At 73.7% G+C, this 21,651-nt stretch carries 9 protein-coding genes; 3 read left to right on the top strand and 6 right to left on the bottom strand.

Going from position 1 to position 21,651, the window contains the following annotated elements; all coding sequences use genetic code 11:
* The first annotated feature begins 23 nt into the window (after positions 1 to 23).
* Together ACWCPM_RS24375 and ACWCPM_RS24370 are read left to right on the top strand one after the other, a co-directional pair.
* Complete coding sequence (locus ACWCPM_RS24375) at positions 24 to 1,220, top strand: MBL fold metallo-hydrolase (RefSeq protein WP_450978369.1); 1,197 nt, start codon at positions 24 to 26, stop codon at positions 1,218 to 1,220.
* A gap of 103 nt (positions 1,221 to 1,323) precedes the next feature.
* Positions 1,324 to 1,551, top strand: a complete 228-nt coding sequence (locus ACWCPM_RS24370) for a hypothetical protein (RefSeq protein WP_450978368.1) — start codon at positions 1,324 to 1,326, stop codon at positions 1,549 to 1,551.
* Between the two features lie 59 nt (positions 1,552 to 1,610).
* Here ACWCPM_RS24370 and ACWCPM_RS24365 read toward each other — a convergent pair whose 3' ends face one another.
* Genes ACWCPM_RS24365 through ACWCPM_RS24340 form a run of 6 tightly spaced genes read right to left on the bottom strand, consistent with a single transcriptional unit; the run spans position 1,611 to position 18,786 of the window.
* On the bottom strand, positions 1,611 to 2,408 hold the full coding sequence (locus ACWCPM_RS24365) for a hypothetical protein (protein ID WP_450978367.1): 798 nt from the start codon (positions 2,406 to 2,408) through the stop codon (positions 1,611 to 1,613).
* Positions 2,409 to 2,458: 50 nt separating this feature from the next.
* On the bottom strand, positions 2,459 to 3,337 hold the full coding sequence (locus ACWCPM_RS24360; protein ID WP_450978366.1) for a TauD/TfdA dioxygenase family protein: 879 nt from the start codon (positions 3,335 to 3,337) through the stop codon (positions 2,459 to 2,461).
* Between the two features lie 57 nt (positions 3,338 to 3,394).
* Complete coding sequence (locus tag ACWCPM_RS24355) at positions 3,395 to 4,090, bottom strand: hypothetical protein (protein WP_450978365.1); 696 nt, start codon at positions 4,088 to 4,090, stop codon at positions 3,395 to 3,397.
* Positions 4,035 to 5,180, bottom strand: coding sequence for a GSCFA domain-containing protein (locus tag ACWCPM_RS24350; RefSeq protein ID WP_450978364.1), 1,146 nt, complete (start codon positions 5,178 to 5,180; stop codon positions 4,035 to 4,037). Before ACWCPM_RS24350 ends, ACWCPM_RS24355 begins: the two co-directional genes overlap by 56 nt.
* Before the next feature lie 14 nt (positions 5,181 to 5,194).
* Positions 5,195 to 14,731: an amino acid adenylation domain-containing protein gene (locus tag ACWCPM_RS24345; protein ID WP_450978363.1), complete on the bottom strand. Its 9,537-nt coding sequence runs from the start codon at positions 14,729 to 14,731 to the stop codon at positions 5,195 to 5,197.
* Entirely contained in the window at positions 14,728 to 18,786 is a 4,059-nt protein-coding gene (locus tag ACWCPM_RS24340) for a non-ribosomal peptide synthetase (protein ID WP_450978362.1), read from the bottom strand. Before ACWCPM_RS24340 ends, ACWCPM_RS24345 begins: the two co-directional genes overlap by 4 nt.
* Positions 18,787 to 19,395: 609 nt before the next feature.
* On the opposite strand from ACWCPM_RS24340, the gene ACWCPM_RS24335 reads away from it, so the two are divergent.
* Positions 19,396 to 21,615, top strand: coding sequence for an ATP-binding protein (locus ACWCPM_RS24335; protein ID WP_450978361.1), 2,220 nt, complete (start codon positions 19,396 to 19,398; stop codon positions 21,613 to 21,615).
* Positions 21,616 to 21,651: the final 36 nt, after the last annotated feature.

Genomic DNA, 21,651 nt, shown 5'->3' with positions numbered 1-21,651 from the left:
CACCGATTCCACCTGGAGGCACCGTGGCCGGTTCCCGTTCCCTGAGCTCCGGGCTCCGCGCGCTGCAGCCCGCGGCCTTCGGCGCGGAGCCGATCGGCGAGCGCATGGCGCGCATCCGCAGATCGCCCCACTTCAAGGACGGTGTCTTCCAGAACCCCGGTGGACCCTCGCGGATCCGGCCGTCGGGATCGACGCGCGACATCGCGAAGACCTACTTCGACAAGGACGCCCGCAACCGCCGCACCCCGCACGGTGTGATGCCTGTTCATCCCACGACGGCCGCCGACCTCGCGCGACCGCCCGCCACCGGCCTCAGGCTGACCTGGCTGGGGCACTCCAGCGTCCTCGCGGAGATCGACGGGCAGCGGGTGCTCTTCGACCCGGTCTGGGGCGAGCGCTGCTCCCCGTTCGCCTTCGCCGGGCCCAAGCGGCTGCACCCGGTGCCGCTGCCCCTGACCGCGCTCGGCCCGGTCGACGTCGTGGTCATCTCGCACGACCACTACGACCATCTGGACCTGCCCACGATCAGGGCGCTGGCCGGGACGGACACGGTGTTCGCCGTGCCGCTCGGTGTCGGCGCCCATTTGGAGCACTGGGGCGTGTCCGCGGACCGGCTGCGCGAGCTGGACTGGCAGGAGTCGACCAAGGTCGGCGGGCTGACCCTGACCGCCACCCCGGCCCGCCACTTCTGCGGACGCGGTCTGCGCAACACCCAGCACACCCTCTGGGCGTCCTGGGCCGTCGCGGGGGAGAGTCACCGGATATTCCACAGCGGCGACACCGGTTACTTCGACGGCTTCCGCGACATCGGCGCCGACCACGGCCCCTTCGACGCCACGATGATCCAGATCGGCGCGTACAGCCGGTACTGGCCGGACATCCACATGACCCCCGAGGAGGGTGTCCGCGCGCATCTGGACCTCCAGGGCGGGGACGCCCCGGCAGGGGTGCTGCTGCCGATCCACTGGGGGACCTTCAACCTCGCCCCGCACCCCTACGCCGAACCCGGTGAGTGGACGAAGGACGCCGCCGAGGAAGTCGGCCAGGCGGTGGCGTTCCCGCGGCCGGGTGAGCCGTTCGAGCCGGCGGGGAGGCTGCCGGTGGAGGCGTGGTGGCGGGCGGTCTCCGTTCCGATCGCGCACCCCTGGCGGCGTCCCCGGAGTGCTGAGGGTGTGGCCGAGGCGAGCAAGGGTGATCTCGACCTCGCCGGTGAGCGGTGACGTCGGTCGGGGACGAGCCCGGCGAGACGGCCCGGCCCGGTTCGGGCACGGCGAGCCGCCGTGCGGGCGGCCGACCTCGTCGTGCGGGGCTCGCTCTTTCGGGGTGACTCCCCTGACGTCGCGCGGGGGCGAGGTCACCGCCGCGACCATCCCGGTGGCCGTCGACGGCGAGGCCCTGATGCTGCCCACACCCGAGGTCCGCGCCGTCCGGCAGTGTGCCCTGCGCGTCCTGGTGCCCCGGGACGGACCGGGAGCCGCGCCGCACGAACCGCCGCCGGACCGGCGGCGGATCGTGCCCCTGCCCTCGGCCGTCCCTCGCGTCGAAGGCTGACCGAGGTCCCCTGCGGCTGACCCGCCGCCGACGGCTTCACGGCCCCGGCGAGCGCGCGATCACCGCCTCCGTAGCGATCGCGCCCCCACCAGTGCCGTGAGGAACCCCTCGGACAGACGCGCGGCTGGATTCCCGGCGGCAGGTGCGTGCGGCTCGGCCTGTTCACAGGCACGGACAACCGCTCGCACGTGGGAACCGGGGAAGGTGTCCGCATAGGCCCTGCGGTCGTCGGCGGCGTAGGCGAGCGCCAGCGCGTCGCTCAGCGCCAGCGCGTGCGCCTCGGCGAAGGCGCGCGCGTTGGCGGTGCAGCTCAGCGCGGCGTACTCGTGGCCGTAGGCGTCGGCCTCGGCCGGGGACCGGCCCTGGGACAGCGCGTAGTCGCGGGCCCCCGCATGGCCCTCGGCGTAGGCGGTCGTCCGGTCGTACGCGGCGGCGTGGAGGTGGAGCAGGACCGGATGCAGCGCGGTCCGCCAGGCGTCCGGGGTGGCCGCACGCCCCGCGGCCGCCGCGGTATGCAGACGGGCGAGTGAGGAGAACGGCACCGTCTCCGCGCCGGGCACCGTCTCGGCGACAAGGGGAAGGACCGTGTGGCGATGCCAGTCGTGGACCACCGACAGGCCGGAGCCCACCGACGGATCGGTGGTCGTGTCCTCCCCGTACCGCTCCTGGAGCAGCGCGTACAGGCGAAGGGCCCAGCCGTCGCGGACGTCGGCCGACAACTCGTCGTGGAGGGCCGTCGCAACGGACCACAGCCCTACCGGAGATGCCGGGCCGGACAGCGACCCGGACCTGGGCTCGGCGTCCGGTGACCTCGGCGCGGTCAGGAATCCCGCCGCCCCGTCGGTCGTGGAAGTCATGCGGTACCGCCCTCCTGTCCCCAGGGGATCGATGATGTGCGAGGAATGGATCAGTGGTGCAGGGGCGTGCCCTCGACGGCGATCCGGCGGCCGAGCCGCGTGAGGGGGAAGTAGTCCCACACGGCGTGGTGCTGCACGCTGCGGTTGTCCCAGACCACCAGGGTGCGCGGCTGCCATCGCACGCGGCACTGCAGCAGCGGGGTGCGGGCTATGTGCGCGTACAGCATGCCCAGCAGGGTGTCGCTCTCGGTGCGGGAGAGCTGAGTGATGTGCGAGGTGTAGGGGGCGTTCACGAAGAGCAGCTCGCGGCCGGTCTCCGGGTGCCGGACGACGACGGGGTGCTCGGTGCGCGGCACGTCGTACTCGGCTGGAGGGGTCTGCCCGGCGGCGGTCCACGGCAGGGCGCCGTCGTGCAGGGCGGTCAGGCCGCCGAGGAACTCCTTCATCGCGGGGGAGAGCAGCTCGTAGGCGAGGTGCATGTTGGCGAACAGGGTGTCGCCGCCGCTGCCGCCCTCGGGAACGGTCGTGAGGTACAGCAACGACCCGAGGGAGGGCGCCGGGTCCGCCGTACCGTCGGAGTGCCAGCCGTTGCCGGCCACGGCCCGGGAGTTTTTGTCCGCGCTGATCTCCAGGATGTACGGGTCGGCACCCTCCACGGGGAGGGTGACAGGGTGCAGTTCACCGAAGACGTTCGCGAACCGCTTGTGCTGCTCGGGGGTGAGGTCCTGGTCGCGGAAGACCAGGACGTGGTGGGACTGGAAGGCGTGCTTGACCTCCTTCTCCTGCTGGGGCGTCAGCTCCTGCGACAGGTCGAGGCCCGAGACCTCCGCGCCCAGCAGCGGGGTGAGGGGGCTGACCGAGAGGGTCTCGTACGGCTCGGCGGGCCGGGTCGTCAGACGTTCGACAGCCTGAAGGGCGTACTGCTCCATGGGGACCTCCGGGAGGGGACGGGGGGAGAGGAGTGGAACGGATGGGGGCGGGGCGGATCACAGTCCCCGGTCGAGGAGTTCGGCGACCACGAGGCGGCCGAAGGCGAGGTTGCCGTGGATCGTGTCGTCCGGCAGGCAGAAGGCGGGGCGTTGCTCTCCCGAGCGGTCGGTCACCCGGGCGCGCAGGTCGACGATCTCGACGCCGCGCGCGGCGACCTCGTCACGGACGACGTCCTGCGCGGCGTGGAACACCTGTGCGTCCGACATGTCGGGGATGCGCTGCGGAGGCATGACCGCCACCACCCGCAGACCGAGCGCGGCCGTGTGGTCGTAGAAGGCGAGCGCGCCGCGGATCATGGCCTGCACCAGGGCCGAGAAGAACGCGCCGCGAAGGAAGGACTCCGGGAAGTCGCCGCGGCGGTCGCGGTGGACGTCCCAGTTCTGCCGGGTGGCCACCGTGTGGGCGCTGAATCCGAAGGTGCACACCAGTGGCACCGGCAGCCCGGCGAGCCCCCCGGCGCCCAGGGCGTCGAGGAACTCCCGGTAGAGCCGCTGCCCTTCGGGCGCGCGCAAGCGGATTTCGGTGCCGTCGGTGTCGAAGAAGGGGCCCAGGAAATCCCGGCCCGAACCGACCGGCCCGCCCGCGAAGGGCAGTCCCGCGGCCCGCGCGGCCTGACCGACGCAGGCCGCGTGGGAGTCACCGAGCAGGAGGAACCGGGCGGGGGCCGTAGTAGTCGAGCAGGGCGTCGTCACAGGAGTGGTCCTCTCCGCCGGCGGTGGGCGGCGGCTGCGGGGGAGTGTGCGGTGTGCGGGCCGGTTCGCCCCGTAGCGCCCGGAAGAAGTGCCCCATCACGAAGGCCACGCCCTCGGGACGGACGGTACGCAGGTTGGCCTCGAAGAAGCCCCGCCGGCCCCCGGAAGCCGACGCACCCGAGGTGTCTGACGTATCCCGGTCATCCGAAGGGGCCGGGAGAACCGGGAGCCCCGGCAGTCCCGTGACGATCTCGTACGACGGGAAGTAGTCGACGCGGGCGTCCTCGTCCGCGAGCTGCCCGGCAGCCGCCCGCAGCACCGACTTCGAGAAGGTGGTCGCGACCAAGGCGTGCCGTCCGGTGGCGGTGGCCGTCAGCGGCACAGGAGAGACCGTGAGGACCGTCCGCAGACCGGGGTTGACGCCCCGGGCCATGGCCAGTGCCTGCGTGAGGTCCTCGTGCACCTGCGAGACCGTGTGGTTGCGCAGGACGTACCGGCCGGCGTCGAAGGAACCGCGGACGGTCCCCGGGCACATCGGCAGCACGGCGTCCCGCTCCGTGTCGTGCCACGCCTCGGTCAGGCCGAGGGTGAAGACGAAGACCTCCGCCTCGGCCAGCGCGGTGCGCAGCGCGGCGAGGGTGACCTCGCGGGAGCGCAGCAGCTCACCGGGCGAGGCGAACCCCTCCGGCTCCACCGTGGGCCGGTACGGGTCGTAGAAGCGCCCGTCCTCCTCCCACACCTCGCCGGGGGATGTGCGGGAGCCGAGTGCCCAGGCGATCCACTGGCGCAGAGCGGCAGCGGTATAGATGTTCCCCGTGCGGAAGGAGAACCGGCGGTAGCCGCGGGCCGATCGCTGCTCGGCGGTCAGTCCCGGGGGCGGCGGCTCCGCGTCGTACCAGTGCATGCCCTCTTCCAGCAGGGCGCGTCCGATGTGGCCGGCGAAGCAGGACCCGGCCGTGATGACGGGCGCGTCCTGGTCGATGGGCCACTTCGGCGTCCACAGGTCGGCGATGTCCAGCGGGTCCCGTTCGGCGACCGCGCTGCGCCAGAAGGAGCGCTCCGGCAGGCTCTGATAAGGGTGTGGTGCCATGGGGGAGTGCCTCCTCAGGGCTGCCGGGTGGAAGGACGCGGGCCGGCGGCGAGTACGGCGGCGACGTCCCGCGCGTGCGGCGCGGCGACGAGGCCGTAGTGGTCGGCGTCGACCCGGAGCACCCGCGAGGTCCGGGGCAGGTGTGCGTCCCAGGCACCCGACGGTGTCGGCCGCGGGGCGAGCACGGAGGTGTCCACCGGGCGTTCGGCGAGCCACAGGGTGGTGGGTGTCGTGGTGATCCGCGGCAGCCGGTGCTCGGCCATGGCGGCCAGGTTGGCCCGGCAGCAGCGGGCGAGGCGCTCGGCGTACGCCCGGCCCGGATCGGTCAGGCCGTCGGCGCGGCTGCCGCCCAGCTCACGGGCGAAGACCTCGTCCACCTGCGCCTTGTCGTACGCGGCGAACTCCGGTCCGGCGCCCGGCGGTGGAGGGTCGAGAAGGTACAGGCCCGCCGCGGGCCGCCCGTCCCGTTCGGCGAGGGCCGCCATCGACAGGGCGGTCCACGCCCCGAACGACCAGCCCGCCAGCCGCAGCCGGGGACCCGCGTCGGGGAAGGCGGCCCGCACGGCCCGCAGATAGTCGGCGGCGCGGTCGGCGATCGACCAGGCGGGCAGTCGCGGATCGCGCAGCGCCGGGTCGGGGATCAGACAGACCGTCAGTTCGCCGGGCAGGGCCGAGACCAGCGGCCGGTACGCCTGGATGTCGCCGCCGACCGGATGGACCAGGCACAGGACGTCCTCGCCGGTGCCGCGCTGCCAGATCTCGACCTCCGCCCCGGCACCCGAGTGGGCGGGTCGACGGGCGTCGCCGCCCAGCTTCCCCAGGATCTCCGTGAGGGTCACGTGGTGGCCGAGGGAGGCGAGGTCGATGTCGGTGCCGTGACGGCGTTTCACCTCCTCCAGCAGTTCCAGGAGGGTCAGCGAGTCGGCCCCCAGGTCGTACAGGGAGGCGTCGGGGTCGACGGTGTCGACGCCGAGCAGTTCGCACAGGACCTCGGTGAGGCCGGCCGCCGGTTCGCCCGACAGGGCTCCCCCGGCCGCGACCTGCCTCGCGTCCTCCCCCGACCGGGTCCGGTCGGCGGTGGGCCTTGCCTCGTAGAAGGCTTGGGCCTGCGGCAGAGGTGTCGTGCTGACCATCAGGTGCGGCAGTCGCAGGCTCAGGGCATGGGCGAAGACCGCCGCGCCGTCCTCAGGGGAGAGCGCGACCTTCAGGTGCTCCTGGTGGCGGATGTCGCCGGCCGGCGCCCGCCGCGCCATGCCGACCTCGCCCCAGATGTCCCAGCCGATGCTCAACCGGACGGTCGCCCCGCCCGCCGGGGGCGTGTAGTGGGCGAAGGAGTCCAGGCAGGCGTTGGCCGCCGCGTAGTCGAACTGGCCGACCCCGCCGTGATGGGCCGCCATCGACGAGCAGTAGGCCACGTACGCCGGGGTGTGGCGGACCGCGAGCCGTTCGATGAGCAGGACGCCGCGCAGCTTGGCCGCGGTGGCGCGGCGGGCGGTGGCAGCCACCCGCCCGGCGAGGAGTCCGCCCCAGGCCGTGCCCGCCGCGTGCACGACACCGGCGAGGCCGTCGAGGTGCGGGGCGAGCCGGTCGGCGATCGTGTCCAGGTCCTCCGCGGCGAGGTCGGCGCCGACCAGGGTCACACGGTCCCTGTACGGCCGTAGCCTCGCCGGCACCTCGGTGCCACGGGCGACCAGGACCACGCGGTTGGCGGGGTCCGCCAGCAGACGGGCGGCCAGGGTGACACCGATGCCGCCGGTCCCGCCGAGGATCAGATGCGTACCCGGCTCTGCCACCCGGTCGGCGGTGGACGGGAATGCGGGCGCGGGGACCGGCTGGACCGGGCGATGCCACCAGTAGCCGTCGCGCAGGGCGACCACGCGCGGGGCGAGCGTGTCGTCACCCAGCAGTTCGAGCAGGTGCGGCGCCCAGTCCGCCGGGTCGGGGCCGGGCAGGTCGATCCAGCGGGGGGCCACCCCCAGTTCCTGGCGGGGTGTCTCGATGCCCGCCGCGAGGAGGCCGGCCAGGGGTGTGGCGACGGCGCCGGTGACGGGCTGTGCCCGGTGCGACAGCAGCCATACGCGGGGCCTTGAGGCGTCCGGCAGGTCGGCGAGGGCCTTGCCCAGCGCGGCCACCGCGTCGAGGCAGAGCCGCTGGGCGTCCTCCAGCGCGTGCTCGTCGACCCGGCCGTCCAGGGCCAGGGGCAGCGTGTGCAGCCAGTCGATGCCGTCGGCTCCGCCGTCCGTCCGGGCAGCACCGTCGCCGATGAGGGTGAGGAGGGTCGTGAGCTGTGCCGCGTCGTCGGGGGCGACCTCGTAGTGGTCATCGGCGAGTCGGCCGAGAGCCGTCGCGGGGCGAACCCGCACCACCCGGCCGTAGTGGTCCTCGAGGAACCGCCAGGTGTCCGCACGGATGTCGCCGCCGATGCCACCGCCGAAGTCCGCGGTGACGACGACGGCGGTACGCCGTGCGGTACGGGACTTTGCGGGGCCGTCCGTCGGCGTACCGAGGACGTTCACGGCGCCGGGAGCCGCGCCGATGGCTGTGCCCGGTCCCGAGGGAACACGGGTACGGGCCCGGCGCAGCCGGGTCCACTGCGGCTGGTGCAGCCACTGATCGGCGGGCAGCCGCCGAGACGGCGGGCCGGCGTCCTTTGGAGCCCGCGAGGACGCGGACGGGGGCGCGGCCCGGCCGGGGACGCGCGGGAAGTCGTACTCGGACAGGTCGAGAGCGGGCGGAGGGAAGTCCCAGGGAGCGCAAGCCGGTCCCTCGGGCCAGGCGACGGTGCGACCGGCCGTCCACGCCTCCGCGAGGTGACGCGGGTCGCCGCTCCGCACCCGCACCTCACCCTGGGCGGCCTGGACGGCGACCGGCGTGGGCGCGCGCAGCCAGGTCGAGGCCGACGCGGCGTCCAGGCACACCGCCGCCGCACGGTGACCCAGCGTGGGGCGCCCGGCCTGAAGGTGCCGCAGCACCTGCGGATAGGCGGCGGGGTGCGCGTCCAGGTAGTCGGCGATGCGGCGGCCGTCGGCACGCAGGGCTGCCTCGCTGCTCGCGGAGAGCACCACGCACGGCACAGCGGCGGGCGCCGTGGCGGGCGTAGCAGGTGTGGCGGATCCGGGCGCCGGTACGGACGGCCGGTCGGCGGGGTGTTCCAGGAGCAGGTGGGCGTTGGTCCCGCCGATCCCGAAACTGCTGACGGCGGCCACCCGGGGCACGTCCTGGGGCCAGGGTTCGGCCGTCACCGGCACCCGGAACGGCCCCGCGTCGATCTGCGGGTTGAGGCGGTCGAAGTCCGGCGTGGGCGGGACCACCCCGTGGTGGACGGCGAGCACGGCGCGGACCATGCCGACAACGCCCGCGGCGGCACCCAGGTGCCCGATCTGGCTCTTGACGGAGGACAGCGCCAGGCCCGCGTCGTCCGCCAGGCCGTACGCGTCGCGCAGCGCGGCGGCCTCCACCGGGTCGCCCAGGACGGTGCCGGTGCCGTGCGCCTCCACATAGCCGAGGTCGGTCGCCCTACGGCCGCTGCGGCGCAGGGCGGCACGGATCGCGGCCCGTTGGCCGGAGCGGGCGGGCGCGCTGTAACTGAGCTTGTCCGAGCCGTCGTTGTTGATGCCGGAACCCGTGACGACCGCGTACACCGTGTCGCCGTCGCGGCGGGCGGCGGCGAGGGGTTTCAGGACGACCACACCGGTGCCGCTGGCCCCCACGGTGCCCGCGGCGTCCGCGCTGAACGGCCGGCAGTGCCCGTCGGGGGAGAAGATGTGCTGCGGCCGGTAGGTGTAGCCGCCGGTCAGTTCGGTGTCGACGAGGACACCGCCGACGAGCATGACCTCGGCGTCGCCCTGGCGCAGCAGCCCAGCGGCGAGGTGCACGCCGACGAGCGAACTGGAGCACGCCGACTGCACGGTGAAGGCGGGGCCGGTCAGCCCCAGGTGGTAGGCCGCCTTGGTGGCGAGGAAGTCCTTCTCGTGGTGCAGGGCCATCCGGAAGGCGTCGGGCAGTGCGTCCGGATCGCCTTCGCGCAGCATGTTCTGGAAGTAGGTGTTCTCCCCGCACGCCGCGATCAGCCCCACCCCCCGTCCGGCCGGGTCACCGATGCCGGCGTGGGCGAGCGCCTCGACGCAGCTCATCAGCAGGTGGCGCTGTTGCGGGTCCATGAGCCGGGCCTCGCCCGGACTGAGGGTGAAGCGTCCCGCGTCGAAGGCGAGGAGACCCTCCATCTGGCTGCGGGCACCGACGCGGCCGTCCGCCGCGGGGAAGTGCTCGATGCCACGGCGGCCGGAGGTCACCAGGTCCCAGAAGGCAGCCAGGTCGGGCGCGCCCGGCAGCCGCACGGCCATGCCGATGACGGCGACGGGTTCGTCGGCGGCCTCCGGGGCCGGTCGGACCACGTCGGCGTCCCGGCCGGATCGGATCGCGCCGGCGGCCCGGTCCGGTTCGGCCGCGCCCGCCACCCGGCCCGACAGGGCCCCGCCCGCTTTCCCGACCGGTCGTACCGCCACGTGAGCCGCCTCCTCCTCCCCTCCGCGTCGCCCCTCCAGGAACCGGGCGAGGGCGCGGAGCGTGACGTGTTCGAAGAGGTCCGGTACGGAGAACGAGAGCCCGTCCTCGCCCGCGCAGGCGAGCTGGAACCGCATGAGGTCGAGGCTGGTGGCGCCGGCGTCGAAGTACCGCTGCCGCACGCCGACAGGTCTGCCGGTGACGTCCTCGAACAGCGCCGTCAGACGCTCCTCCAGCGGTGACAGGGCGGCGGCAGCCGGCTCGCCCTGGCGCAGATCGTGACCGGGGGCGGTGAGCGTCGCGCGCCGGTCCAGCTTGCCGCTCGGGGTGCGCGGCAGTGCGGTCACGCGACGGAAGCGGGCGATGCGTACATGGGCGGGCAGCAGCGCCGACAGGTGTTCCGCGAGCCCGGCCGGTTCGGGGTCCTCGCCCCGGCACTCCAGCGCGGCGACCAGACGGCCGTCCGCCACGGCCGCGACCGCGTTGACCACGCCCGGGTACTGAAGGAGCGCGGCCTCGACCTGCCCCAGCTCCAGCCGGTGACCGGCGAGTTTGATCTGGGCGTCGTCCCGCCCCGCGTAGTGGAGCAGGCCCCGCGCGTCGAAGCGGGCGAGGTCGCCTGTCCGGTACAGCACGCCCAGCTCGGGGTCGTCGGTGAAGCGTTCGCGGTGCGCGGCTCGGTCGCCGAGGTAGCAGCGGCCCGCCATGGGCCCGCCGATCAGCAGCGCGCCGGTGGCCCCCGGCGCGACGGGGAGACCGCTGTCGTCCACCACCCGGAGGACCGCGCCCGCCACGGGCCGCCCGATGGCGGGGCGCAGCGGCCAGCCGGCCGGGTCGCCCTCCAGGCACAGGGCGCTGACGACATGGGTCTCGGTGGGACCGTAGTGGTTGAACAGACGCGCACCCGGCAGTGCGGCGAACCAGCGGCGGATCGCGTCGGTGCACACCAACTGCTCGCCGGCAGTGACGACTTCGCGCAGCCGCGACGGGTACCGCCCGGTGCGGACACCGTGTTCGGCGAGCAACTGGAGTGCCACGTACGGCAGGAAGACACGTTCCACCGCCGCGGACTCCAACTGTGCGAGCAGGGCGGGCGCGTCGTGCCGCCAGCCAGGATCGACCAGGTGCAGCAGTCCCCCGGAGCACAGCGTGGTGAAGATCTCCTGGAAGGAGACGTCGAAGGAGAGCATCGAGAACTGCTGGGTACGGGCCGGCCGGTCCAGTCCGCCCGCGACGCGCTGCCAGGTCAGCAGGTTGCACAGGGTCCGGTCGGGGACCTGGACGCCCTTGGGGACGCCGGTGGAGCCCGACGTGAAGAGCGTGTACAGCGGGCGCAGCCCCTCGTGCGCGTACGGCACGGGCACTGCGGCGGGTGTGCCGGCGGACATGTCGGCGGGTGCGTCGGTGAGGGTGACGACGTGGCGGGGGAGCGACGGCGGCGCGAGGGTTTCCAGGACACCGAGGTCCCGCCGGGTCACCAGCACGCACAGGGGGTCCGCCTGGTCGAGCACGTGCCGCAGGAGGGCCGACGGATAGGCCGGATCGAGGGGGACGACGGTCACGCCGAGGCGGGCGGCGGCCAGCAGCGCCACGATGTGCTCGACGGACGGCTGGAGGTAGAGCGCGACGGACGCCGGAGCGGCGGGGTCGTCCGGCAGCGGATGGCGGTCACGCACATCGGTCGCCAACGCATGGGCCCGCGCGTCGAGTTCGGCGTACGTGAGGGTCGTCCCGCCGTCCGTGAGGGCCGGAGCGTGCGGGGTGGCGGCCACCTGCCGGGCGAAGCCGTCGGCGACGGTCGGGAAGTCGGGGACGAGGGTCTCGCCCCGGCCGGTGTCAGGCAGACCGCGGCGGTGGTCGGCGATCAGTTCGCGCAAGGTGACGTCGTCGCCGCCGGTCAAGTGGTCCAGGCACCGGCGGAACAGCCGCGCCGCCGCCTGCGCGCGCTCGGCGCCGAAGTCGTCGCGGTACTCCCACAGGCAGTCGAAGCCGGACTCGTGCTCGACGACCGACAGGGTGAGCGCGCACTTGGCGCCGAGCGGCTCGGGCCACACGGGCCGCACCTCGCAGCCGCCCAGCCGCAGTGTGGAGAAGTCGGTGTTCTCCAGGACGAACAGATAGTCGAAGAGGGGGGTGCGCTCGCGGAGCACCGGATCGGACAACAGGTCGGCCAGGGCCACTTCCTGGTCCTCCAGGACGTCCCGGACGGTGTCGGCGTGCGACGCGAGCCGGATGGCCAGACCGTCGTGGGGGCGCAGCTCCAATTTCAGCAGCACGGTGTTGGCGAACATACCGACGGCGTCGGCGAACTCGGGCCGCGACCGGCCCGAGACCGGCGACGCGAGGAGGGGACGCTCCTGGCCGGTCACGCCGTACACGCTTGTGGCGAACGCGGACACCAGCAACTGGAAGCGGGTCATCCCGCGTTCCGCGGCGAGTCGGTCGAGGGCGGCCCGGCGTACCAGGTCGAGGGATGTCCGCAGCAGCCTCGCCCGGGGCCGGACGGCCACCGCCTCCGAGGCGGGCAGGACGGGCGACGGTTCGCCGTCACAGCCGTAGTGCTCGGCGAGCCGGGCCCGTCGCCGTCCGTACGCGGCGCTCGCCTGCCACTCCCGCTGCCACCGCGCGAAGTCCAGTGGCGTGAACGTGGACGCGGTGCCGGGCCCGCCCGACTCGCCACGCAGCGCGGCGGAGTAGGCGTCGCCGAGGTCGCGGAAGAGGAGGTTGAGCGACCAGCCGTCCACGGCGACGTGGTGCAGGTGCAGCAGCAGCACCCCCGCGTCCGGACCGCCCACCCACGCGGCGCGCAGCATACGGGTGTCCGTGAGGTCGAAGCAGTGGTCGAAGAACCGGTCCGCGAGGTCCCGCCACCCCTCGTCCGTGTCGCCGTCGAGGCCCCGCGGATCCAGGGCCTCGCCGCCGCCGAGCGACTCCCAGGGGTCGTACGGGTCGCCCGCCCGCTGGCGCAGCCCGTGCGGAGTGGGGACCAGTCGCGTCCGCAAGGCCGTGTGTCGTTCCACCAGCACGCGCACCGCCCGGCGCAGGGCCGTACGGTCGACGTCGCCCTGGAGGCGGAAGACGAGCGGTACGTCGTAGGCGCGGTCCTCGGGGTCCCGCTGGTGCAGGAACCAGAGGCGTTCCTGCTCCCTGGTGGCCGGCGCGGTCGGTTCGCCGGAGGCGGCCGGCACGGGTGGGTGCTCGCCGGTCGCGGCGTCCTGGGTGTGCACGGCCTCGGCGAGGGCGGCGAAGTCGGCGGTGAGCACCAGGCTCTGCGGCAGGTCGACGTGGAAACGCCGCATGACCTCGAAGCGGAAGCGCAGCGCCTTCAGGGAGTCACCGCCGTGCGGTATCCACCGGTCGTCGGGGCGCAGGCCGGCCACCCCGAGGATGCCCGCGGCGAGGTCGAGCACGGGCCGCTGCTCGTCGCTGACGCGCGCCTCGCCCTCGTACGAGCGCCGCCATGGTGCCGGGGTGTCGCGCAGCAGCGCGTCCCGGTCGACCTTGCCGTTGGCGGTGAGCGGCAGTTCCGGTACGAGATGGGTGTGGTGGGGCCGCATGTACGGGGGCAGCCCGGTCGTGAGGTGCCGGTCGTAGGCGTCGAAGGAGAGGTCCCCAGGATCGCCGCCCGGGACGACGAAGGCGAGTAGTTCGTTGCGGCCGGCCTCGTCGCGGCGGGTGCACACGTACGCCTGGCGCACGGCCGGGTGGGCGAGGACGCGTCGCTCCACCTCCCCCGGCTCGATACGGAAGCCGCGCACCTTGACCTGACGGTCGGCCCGGCCGACGTAGGTCACCCGGCCCTCGGTGTCCCGGCGTACGAGGTCACCCGTGCGGTACCAGCGCTCCTCGCCGCCCGCCTCGCCCTCCGGGTTCGCCAGCATGACGAAGCTCTGCTCGGTCTGCAGGGGCAGGTTGCGGTAACCCCGGGCCAACGCGGGACCCGCGAGCAGGAGTTCGGCGATCTCGTCCGGCTCCGCGGCGCGTCCGTCCTCGGTGCGCAGCGACGTGCTCGTGCCGGGCAGCGGTGTGCCGAGGGGGACGGTGGCGCCCGCGAAGTCCCGGGGGATCGGATGGCAGAGGGCGAACGTGGTCGCCTCGGTCGGCCCGTACACGTTGTGCAGGACGGTGCGCGAAGCGGTGTTGGCCTCGTACCATCGGCGTATCAGTCGCGCGTCGAGCTGCTCGCCGCCGACGAGGACCTGGGAGACGGTGCCGAAGCAGTCGGGCACCCTCTCGACGACGGTGTTGAACAACGCGACCGTGATGAACAGCGTGTCGATGCGCCCGTCCGTCAGCGCCCCGGCGAGCCGGTGCGGGCTGTGCACCTGCTCGTCGTCGAGGATCACGCAGACACCGCCGGTCAGCAGCGGTACCCAGACCTCGAAGCTGAGCGCGTCGAAGGCCGGGTTGGACAGGCAGGCGTACCGGGCGCCGGGCCGCAGGCCGATGTAACCGGGCTCGGCGAGCCGCAGCACGCCCGCGTCGGTGACCTCGACGCCCTTGGGGCGGCCCGTACTGCCGGAGGTGTAGAAGACGAAACCCGTCCCGGGGTCCCCGATGTCCGCCGACGTCTTTCCGGGCGGATCGGTCCTGGCGTCCCGCACCGCGTCCGGTTCCTCGTCGCGCAGGAGCAGGTCGGCGTGGAGGGCTAGGAACTCCCCGCCGATATCGGGGAGTTCGTCGTGGACGACGGCCACGGCGCCCGAGTCGTCGAGGATGTGACGTTGCCGGTCGGACGGGCTGAGCCGGTCCAGGGGGACGACGGTGGCACCGGCTCGACGGATGCCGAGCATCACGCACACCAGCCGCCAGGAGCGCGGCAGGCAGACGGCGACGGCCTGCCCCGGCCCCACCCCGAGGTCGCGCAGCCGCGCGGCCACCCGGCCGCTGAGACGGTCGAGACCGGCGTGGTCGAGCAGGTGCGTGTGGTCCTCGACGGCGACGGCGGACGGGGTGCGCCGGGCCCGGGCGAGCACCGCGTCGGCGAGAGCGGAGGCCGATCGGCTCGGGGAGGCGCCGTCGGAAGGTGCGGTGACGTCGGTGCTCATCGGGCTCCCGCCACGGGGAGGGCGGCGGCGGACGCCGGCGCGGACCGGTGGCCGTGGTGGGCCAATTCCGCCGTCAGCAGGGCACCGACACGGACCGCTTCGGCGCCTTCGAGGATCTCCCAGTGGTCACAGGCGAGGGTCTCGACCTGGAAGTCGCCCTCGGCCCGCCGCCGCCAGAAGGCACGGACCTCGGCGTGGAACGGCGTGTCGTCGCCGTCCGGCACGGCCTGAGCGAGGACCAGGCGGGTCGGGGAGGCGGCGGGCAGGTACTCCCGGGCCGTCGACCGGTTGTGGTTGTACAGCCGGAAGTAGCGCTCGATCTGCGCGTCGTCCATGCCGGGATACATCCCGTTGAACCTCACAAGCTTGTCGCGGAACTCCGCCTCGTCGACGGCGGTGATCGCCGCACGGGCCGCGGCGTCGTCGGTGGCCTGGGTGTCGAGGAGGACGACACTGACGTCACGGCGCCCGGCCCGGCCGAGGATCTCCCCCATCCGGTGGGCGACCAGCCCCCCGTAGGACAGGCCGGTCAGCACGACGGGGCCGTCGTCCATCGGGCCGAGGAGGCGCAGATACTCCTCCGCCATGGCCTCCACCGTGGGCAGGACGTCCTCGCCGGGGTTCACGCCCGGCGACTGGATACCGTAGAGCCCGGCCTCGGCGGGCAGATGCTCGGCCAGCGGGAGGTAGCAGAACGCGGTGCCCCCGGCCGGGTGGACGCAGACCACCCGTGGCCCCGCACCGCGCCGGAACTCGATGAGACTGCCCGGGGCGGAGTCGGTGCCGTCCTCGCGCAGCAGCGCGGCGAGCGCCTCGATCGTGGGCCGCGTCATGACCTCGGCGATCGGCAGATGCCGGCCGAACGCCTCCGTGACGGCGTGGGCCATCTTGATGGCCGACAGGGAAGTGCCCCCCACCTCGAAGAAGTCGTCGCCGACGCCTATGTCCGGGTGGAGCAGCACGCTCCGCCATATCCGGTACAGGGCGTGCTCGACGTGGTCGCGCGGGCTGGCGGTGTTGACCTGCGTGGAGGTCCGCTCGTGGGCCAGCGCCAGCAGAGCGGCACGGTCGACCTTGCCGCTGCGGTTGAGCGGCAGGGCGTTGAGGTCGACCACGACGGCGGGGATCATGTAGTCGGGCAGACGGCGGGAGAGCGCGGCGCGCCAGTCGCCGGCGGCACGCGCCGGCGCCGTACCCCGACCGACCCCGGCGACCAGCCGGCTCTGCCCCGCGGCGTCGCGGTCGGCGAGGACCACGGCCTCCCGGACACCGGGCAGTGCCATCAACGCCGCCTCGATCTCAGCCGGTTCGATCCGGAACCCGCGCAGCTTGACCTGGTCGTCCGCGCGCCCCGCGTAGACCGCCTCACCGTCCGGCTGCCGCCGGGCCAGGTCGCCGGTGCGGTAGATCCGCTGGCCGGGCACGAAGGGGTCGGGCAGGAACCGCTCCTCGGTGAGGTCGGGGCGGTTGAGGTAGCCGCGGGCGAGGGAGGACCCGCCGAGGTACACCTCTCCCACCACGCCCGGAGGCACGGGCCGCATACGCTCGTCGAGCAGGTAGAGACGGGTGCCGGGGAGTGGGCGGCCGATGGGGCAGGGGCGCTCCAGCGGACGCGGCGCGTAGTAGGCGGTGCTGTACAGCGTCGCCTCGGTGGGCCCGTAGCCGAAGCAGATCCGCAGGCCGGGCAGGTGCAGGGTCATGCGGTGCAGAGCGGCCTCGGTGAGCGATTCCACTCCGGTGAGCAGTGTGCGCAGCGCCAGCCCCCGCAGCCGAACGGCGGGGTCCTCGTCGATCCACTTGACGTAGGCCGGCGGCAGGAACGCCTGGGTCACCCGACACTCGCGCAGCCACGCCAGCAGGGCCTCCGGGTCGCCGCGCAGCGCCTCGGGGACGAGGTGCAGCACACCGCCGGTGGTCAGGGGGAGCAGCAGTTCGTGGATGGAGGCGTCGAAGCCGATGCTGGACCAGGCCGAACCGACCTCGCCGGGAGCCGTGCCCATGCGGTCGTGCCAGGTGGCGAAGAGGTTGAGGACACTGCGGTGCTCCACCACGACGCCCTTGGGCCGGCCCGTGGACCCGGAAGTGAAGATCACGTACGCCGTGCGGTCCGGCGCGCGGTCGGTGCCGGACGGCGGCTGCTCGCTCTTTGCCCCCTCGGCCTCGACGGCGGCGAGCGCGAGCCAACCCTCGGGTCGGTCCGTGTCATCGCCCCGGTCGCTCAGTACGACGGGGCAGGCGGCGTCCTCGACCATGCCGGCAAGCCGCTCGCGGGGCTGCCCGGGGTCGAGAGGAAGGTAGGCGGCGCCCGCCTTGAGGATGCCGAGGATGCCGACCACGAGGTCGCACGACCGTCCGGCGTGCAGGCCCACCACGTCACCGGGGCGCACGGACCTGGCGACGAGGGCGTGCGCCAGCCGGTTGGCGCGGCGGTCCAGGGTCGCGTAGTCGAGCGACCGCTCACCGTCGACCACCGCGGTCAGTTCGCCGCGCGCCCGCGCCTGGGCCTCGAAGAGCGCCGCGATCCCGGACGCCGACCGCAGGGCGAGGGCGACCGGATCGGTCTTCGCGTCGCCCACCGCGTCGGCGGCCTCCGCATCGTTCTCAGGCCCCCGGTCGCCGGACGGCGTGGCGTCGCCCTCGCGCACCAGCCGCCGCGATTCCTCAGGGTCCATCAGTTCCAGATCCCGGATGTCACGGTCGGGATGGTGGGCCATGTCGGTCAGCAGCCGCCGCAGATACTCCGCCCAGCGTCGCGCCGTGGCGTCGTCGAACAGGGCGGTCGCGTAGTCGAGATGGCCGAGCAGACGCCCCTCGGACTCGGTCACCGACAGCGCGAGATCGAACTTGGCCGAGGCGTCGGCGATCGGCAGCGGCCGGGTTTCGACGCCGGGCAGGTCCAGCAGGTTCCGGCGATCCGGGACCCAGGCCAGCATGGTCTGGAACAGCGGGGTGTGAGCGGCGCTGCGAGGCGGATTGACCAGCTCGACGATGCGTTCGAAGGGCAGGTCCTGGTGGGCCAGTGCTTCGCGGACGACAGCCCGAGTACGGGCGAGCGCCTCGGCGGCGGTCGGCGCACCGGACAGATCGACGCGCAGCGGAAGCGAGTTGACCAGGAAGCCGATGAGGCCGGCCGCGCCGGGCCCGCGCCGGTTCGCCACCGGACTGCCGACAACGATGTCGTCCTGGCCGGAAAGGCGGGAGAGCAGGATGCTCCAGCCTGTCAGTACGGCCACGAACGGGGTGGCACTGTGCGCCCGGGCCAGCGCACGCAGCGCCGAGACCACGTTCGCGCTCAGTTCGAACTCGACCCGTCCCCCCTCGTACCGCTGCTCGACGGGACGCTGTCGGTCGGTCGGCAGATCGAGAACGGGCGGCGCGTCCGACAGGGCCTGCTCCCAGTAGCGTTCCTGGTCCGCGAGGGCACCGGCCAGTACCGCCTCGCGCTGGGTTCGCGCGTGGTCGGCGTACTGCGTGGCGAGCGGTGCCAGGGGAACCGGGTCGTCCGCACGCAAGGCCGCGTAGAGCACGCTGATTTCCCGCATCATGACGTTCATCGACGCGCCGTCGTAGACGCTGTGATGGAACGTCAGGAGCAGTACGTGGCGCTCGGGGGCCAGCGTCAGTAGACGGCCGCGCCCGAGGGGACCGGCCTCCAGGTCGAACTCCTGCTCCGTCTCACGGCGTTGCAGGGCAATGACCTGGGTGCCGGGGTCGCCGAGGCCGCTGAGGTCCTGCGAGGTCAGCGCGAAACCGGTGCCGGGCGGATCGATGAGTTGCCGGACACTGCCGGCCTCGGCCACCAGTCGGGTGCGCAGCGTCTCGTGGCGATCGCTGAGCGCGTCCAGTGCTCTGGCCAGCGCCCGGTGGTCGAGCGGGCCGGTGAGCGAGAGCGCCACGGTCTCGTTGTAGGCGGCACTCGCACCGGGCAACTGCGCGAGGAACCACAAGCGTTGCTGGGCGAAGGAGGTCGGCCGGACGTGGGGGGTGGCCTCGTCGCGATTCTCGGGGTCCGCGCACGAGCGAGGCGCGGGGACGGAGGTGGAGGTGTTCTGCACCGGCTTACCTGGTCTTAGCGTCAGAGAGGACGGGGGAGAGGGGGGACACAACCGTCCGGGATCACCGCATGAGCGGATGGCGAGTTGGCGGCCCGCCGGAAACCTTCGTGGTGCTGGCGATGATCAGTTACCACCAATGCGCATGTCAACACTTGACTTTCCGCCTGGCGGGAGGCTGCCTGGCCGTCCTGCAGGTGATCGCCGTCCGCTGGTCGGGGACCGGCACGCCGGCGGGGCCGGGGCTCATGAGCCCCGGCCCCTTCCCGTGGGGCCGGCGGTCGCGGCGGCGCACGGGCGCTTATCGCGACCGGCGCTTCCTGATCGCTTCCGACCAGGTCGGATCAATCTCTGACAGCATCGACATGACCGTCACGGCGCGCTTATCGGTCTGTCGTACGAGACCTCATACCAGAGCGGGACGATTGCCGTAGGACTTTGTCAACTGCCCACCGCACATGATGCGTTGCCGACTACTGTCAGTGTCCGTCGGGCGACGCAGGGCCGAAATCCTCTCGGCGTCGTCGACCGGCACCGAGCCGCCGCATGCCCGTGTCAGGCCGAACGGGCCCGCCCCGGCTGCCGACCGCCGGACCAGTACGAGGACGCCCGATGTCACACCTCCGCGCACCCGCCGCACGCGCAGACCGCCGTGAGGGCGGGCGGCACGGGCGGCCGGTCGCCCACACCGCTCCCTCGCTGCCCGAGGCCCACATACGGCCCCAGCTGCTGCGACTCGCCGTCCTGCCGCCGCTCGCGGTCGCCCTCAGCGCCTGCGCGGCCGTGCTGTTCACCGTCCGCTCCACCGGCGCCCGCACCAGCCTCACGCTGTGGGCCGTACTGGCCTGCGCGGCCTGTGTGACGCTCGCGGGCATCGGGATCGCCGTGATCGCCGCCGGTCGCGCCGCCCGGGCGGTGCACGACCGCGTCGGCGCGCTGCGCCGCAGCAGCGCCCGCCGGGAGGCCGATCTGCGCACCCTGGTCGAGGCGTTGCGCCGCGGGGAGCTGCCACCGCAGCGCAAGCCGCGCGGCGGTCCGCCGCAGGACGCCGACGACTTCGAGCTGCTCGCCGCCGACCTGGCCCGCGCGCACGACGGCGCCGTCACCGCCGTCGTGCAGGCCGCGCAGCTCTCCAGCCAGGCCGGCAGCGAACAGAAGCTGGAGGTCTTCGTCAACCTCGCGCGGCGCCTCCAGTCGCTGGTGCACCGCGAGATCGCGATCCTGGACGACCTGGAGAACGAGATCGAGGACCCCGAGCTGCTCAAGGGGCTCTTCCACGTCGACCACCTCGCGACCCGTATCCGCCGCCACGCCGAGAACCTCGCGGTGCTCGGCGGCGCCGTCTCCCGGCGCCAGTGGAGCAACCCCGTCTCCATGACCGAGGTGCTGCGCTCGGCCATCGCCGAGGTCGAGCAGTACTCGCGCGTGCGTCTCGTGCCGCCGATCGACGGCACCCTGCGGGGGCACGCCGTCGCCGACGTGATCCATCTGCTGGCCGAACTGGTCGAGAACGCCACGGTGTTCTCCGCCCCGCACACCCAGGTGCTGCTGCGCGCCAACCTCGTCACCTCCGGTCTCGCCGTGGAGGTCGAGGACCGCGGACTCGGGATGCCCGTCGACGAGCAGAACAGGATGAACGCCCTGCTCACCGATCCCGACCAGGTCAACGTGGGCCGTCTGCTCGCGGACGGCCGGATCGGGCTGTTCGTGGTCTCCCAACTGGCCCGGCGGCACGGGATCACCGTCCGGCTGCAGACCAACATCTACGGCGGTGTCCAGGCCGTCCTCGTCGTGCCGCAGGCGCTGCTCGGCCACCAGCCCGACGCCGACCGCCCGGCCCCTCCGCCGCAACAGCACCCGCAGCCAGGGCTCGCACCGGCACCCGAGGCGCCCCGGCCCGCGCCGCCGGCACCGCCCGCGTCGCCTCCGCAGCGCCACCGGCCCGCGACCGAGGCGCCGGCCGCGCCCGGCCACGCCGTCCCCGGCGCTCCCTCAGCCCCCGTCCCGGGCGCGATCGCCCCGGCCGCCCCCTCGCCCCTGCCGATGCGCGGCACCCACAAGGAGCGGCCCAACCCGGCCGAGGCAGTGCCCGGCATCCGGCCCGGCGACCGGCCGACCGTCGAGGAACACACCGCCGCGCCGCTCGCCCCGCGCACCGGCACCGTCCGCGGCACCATGGGCAAGCCCCAACTGCCCCGGCGCCGCGCGCAGGAGCACATCGTGCCGCAGCTGCGCGGGGGCCCGGCACCCCGCCAGGACGTGGAGGACCCCGTCGGTCACGACCCCGGCCTGATGGCGGCGTTCCAGCGCGGATTCGGCCTCGCCGAGGCCCAGCAGCAGGCGGGGGCCGACCACGCGGAACCCGCGCACCCGGCACCGGGCCACCCGGAGGCCCCTTACGGGGAGTTCGCCCCGCCACCGGAGCCGCCGTCCACGGAGCCCGCACGCCTGGAATCCTCGCACTCCGGGCCCTCGCACTCCGGGCCCTCGCACCCGGAGCCCGCGCACCCGGAGCCCGCGCACTCCGGGCCCGCGCACCTCGACTCCTCGCACCTCGACTCCTCGCACCTGAAGAGCCCGCCGTCGGCCACCCCACCGGACGTCCGCCACGCGGACGTCATCCCCCTGCCGACGCAACTCCCCATGGCCGTACCGCACATGGACGCATCCCACATGGAGGGACTGCACATAGCCGTACCGCACATGGACGCATCGCAGATGGACGTACGGCACACGGACGCCGCGTACGGGGACGTGCGCCCGCACTGGGACACCGCCCGTTCGGCCCCGGACCATCCCGCCCGCCACGACGGGGGCGGACCAGCCGGATGACCGCAGCCGCCGTCGCCACCCCCACCGCAATGACCG

This window comes from Streptomyces sp. NPDC002309 (assembly GCF_053593375.1).
This window is presented reverse-complemented; position numbering and strand designations above follow the sequence as displayed.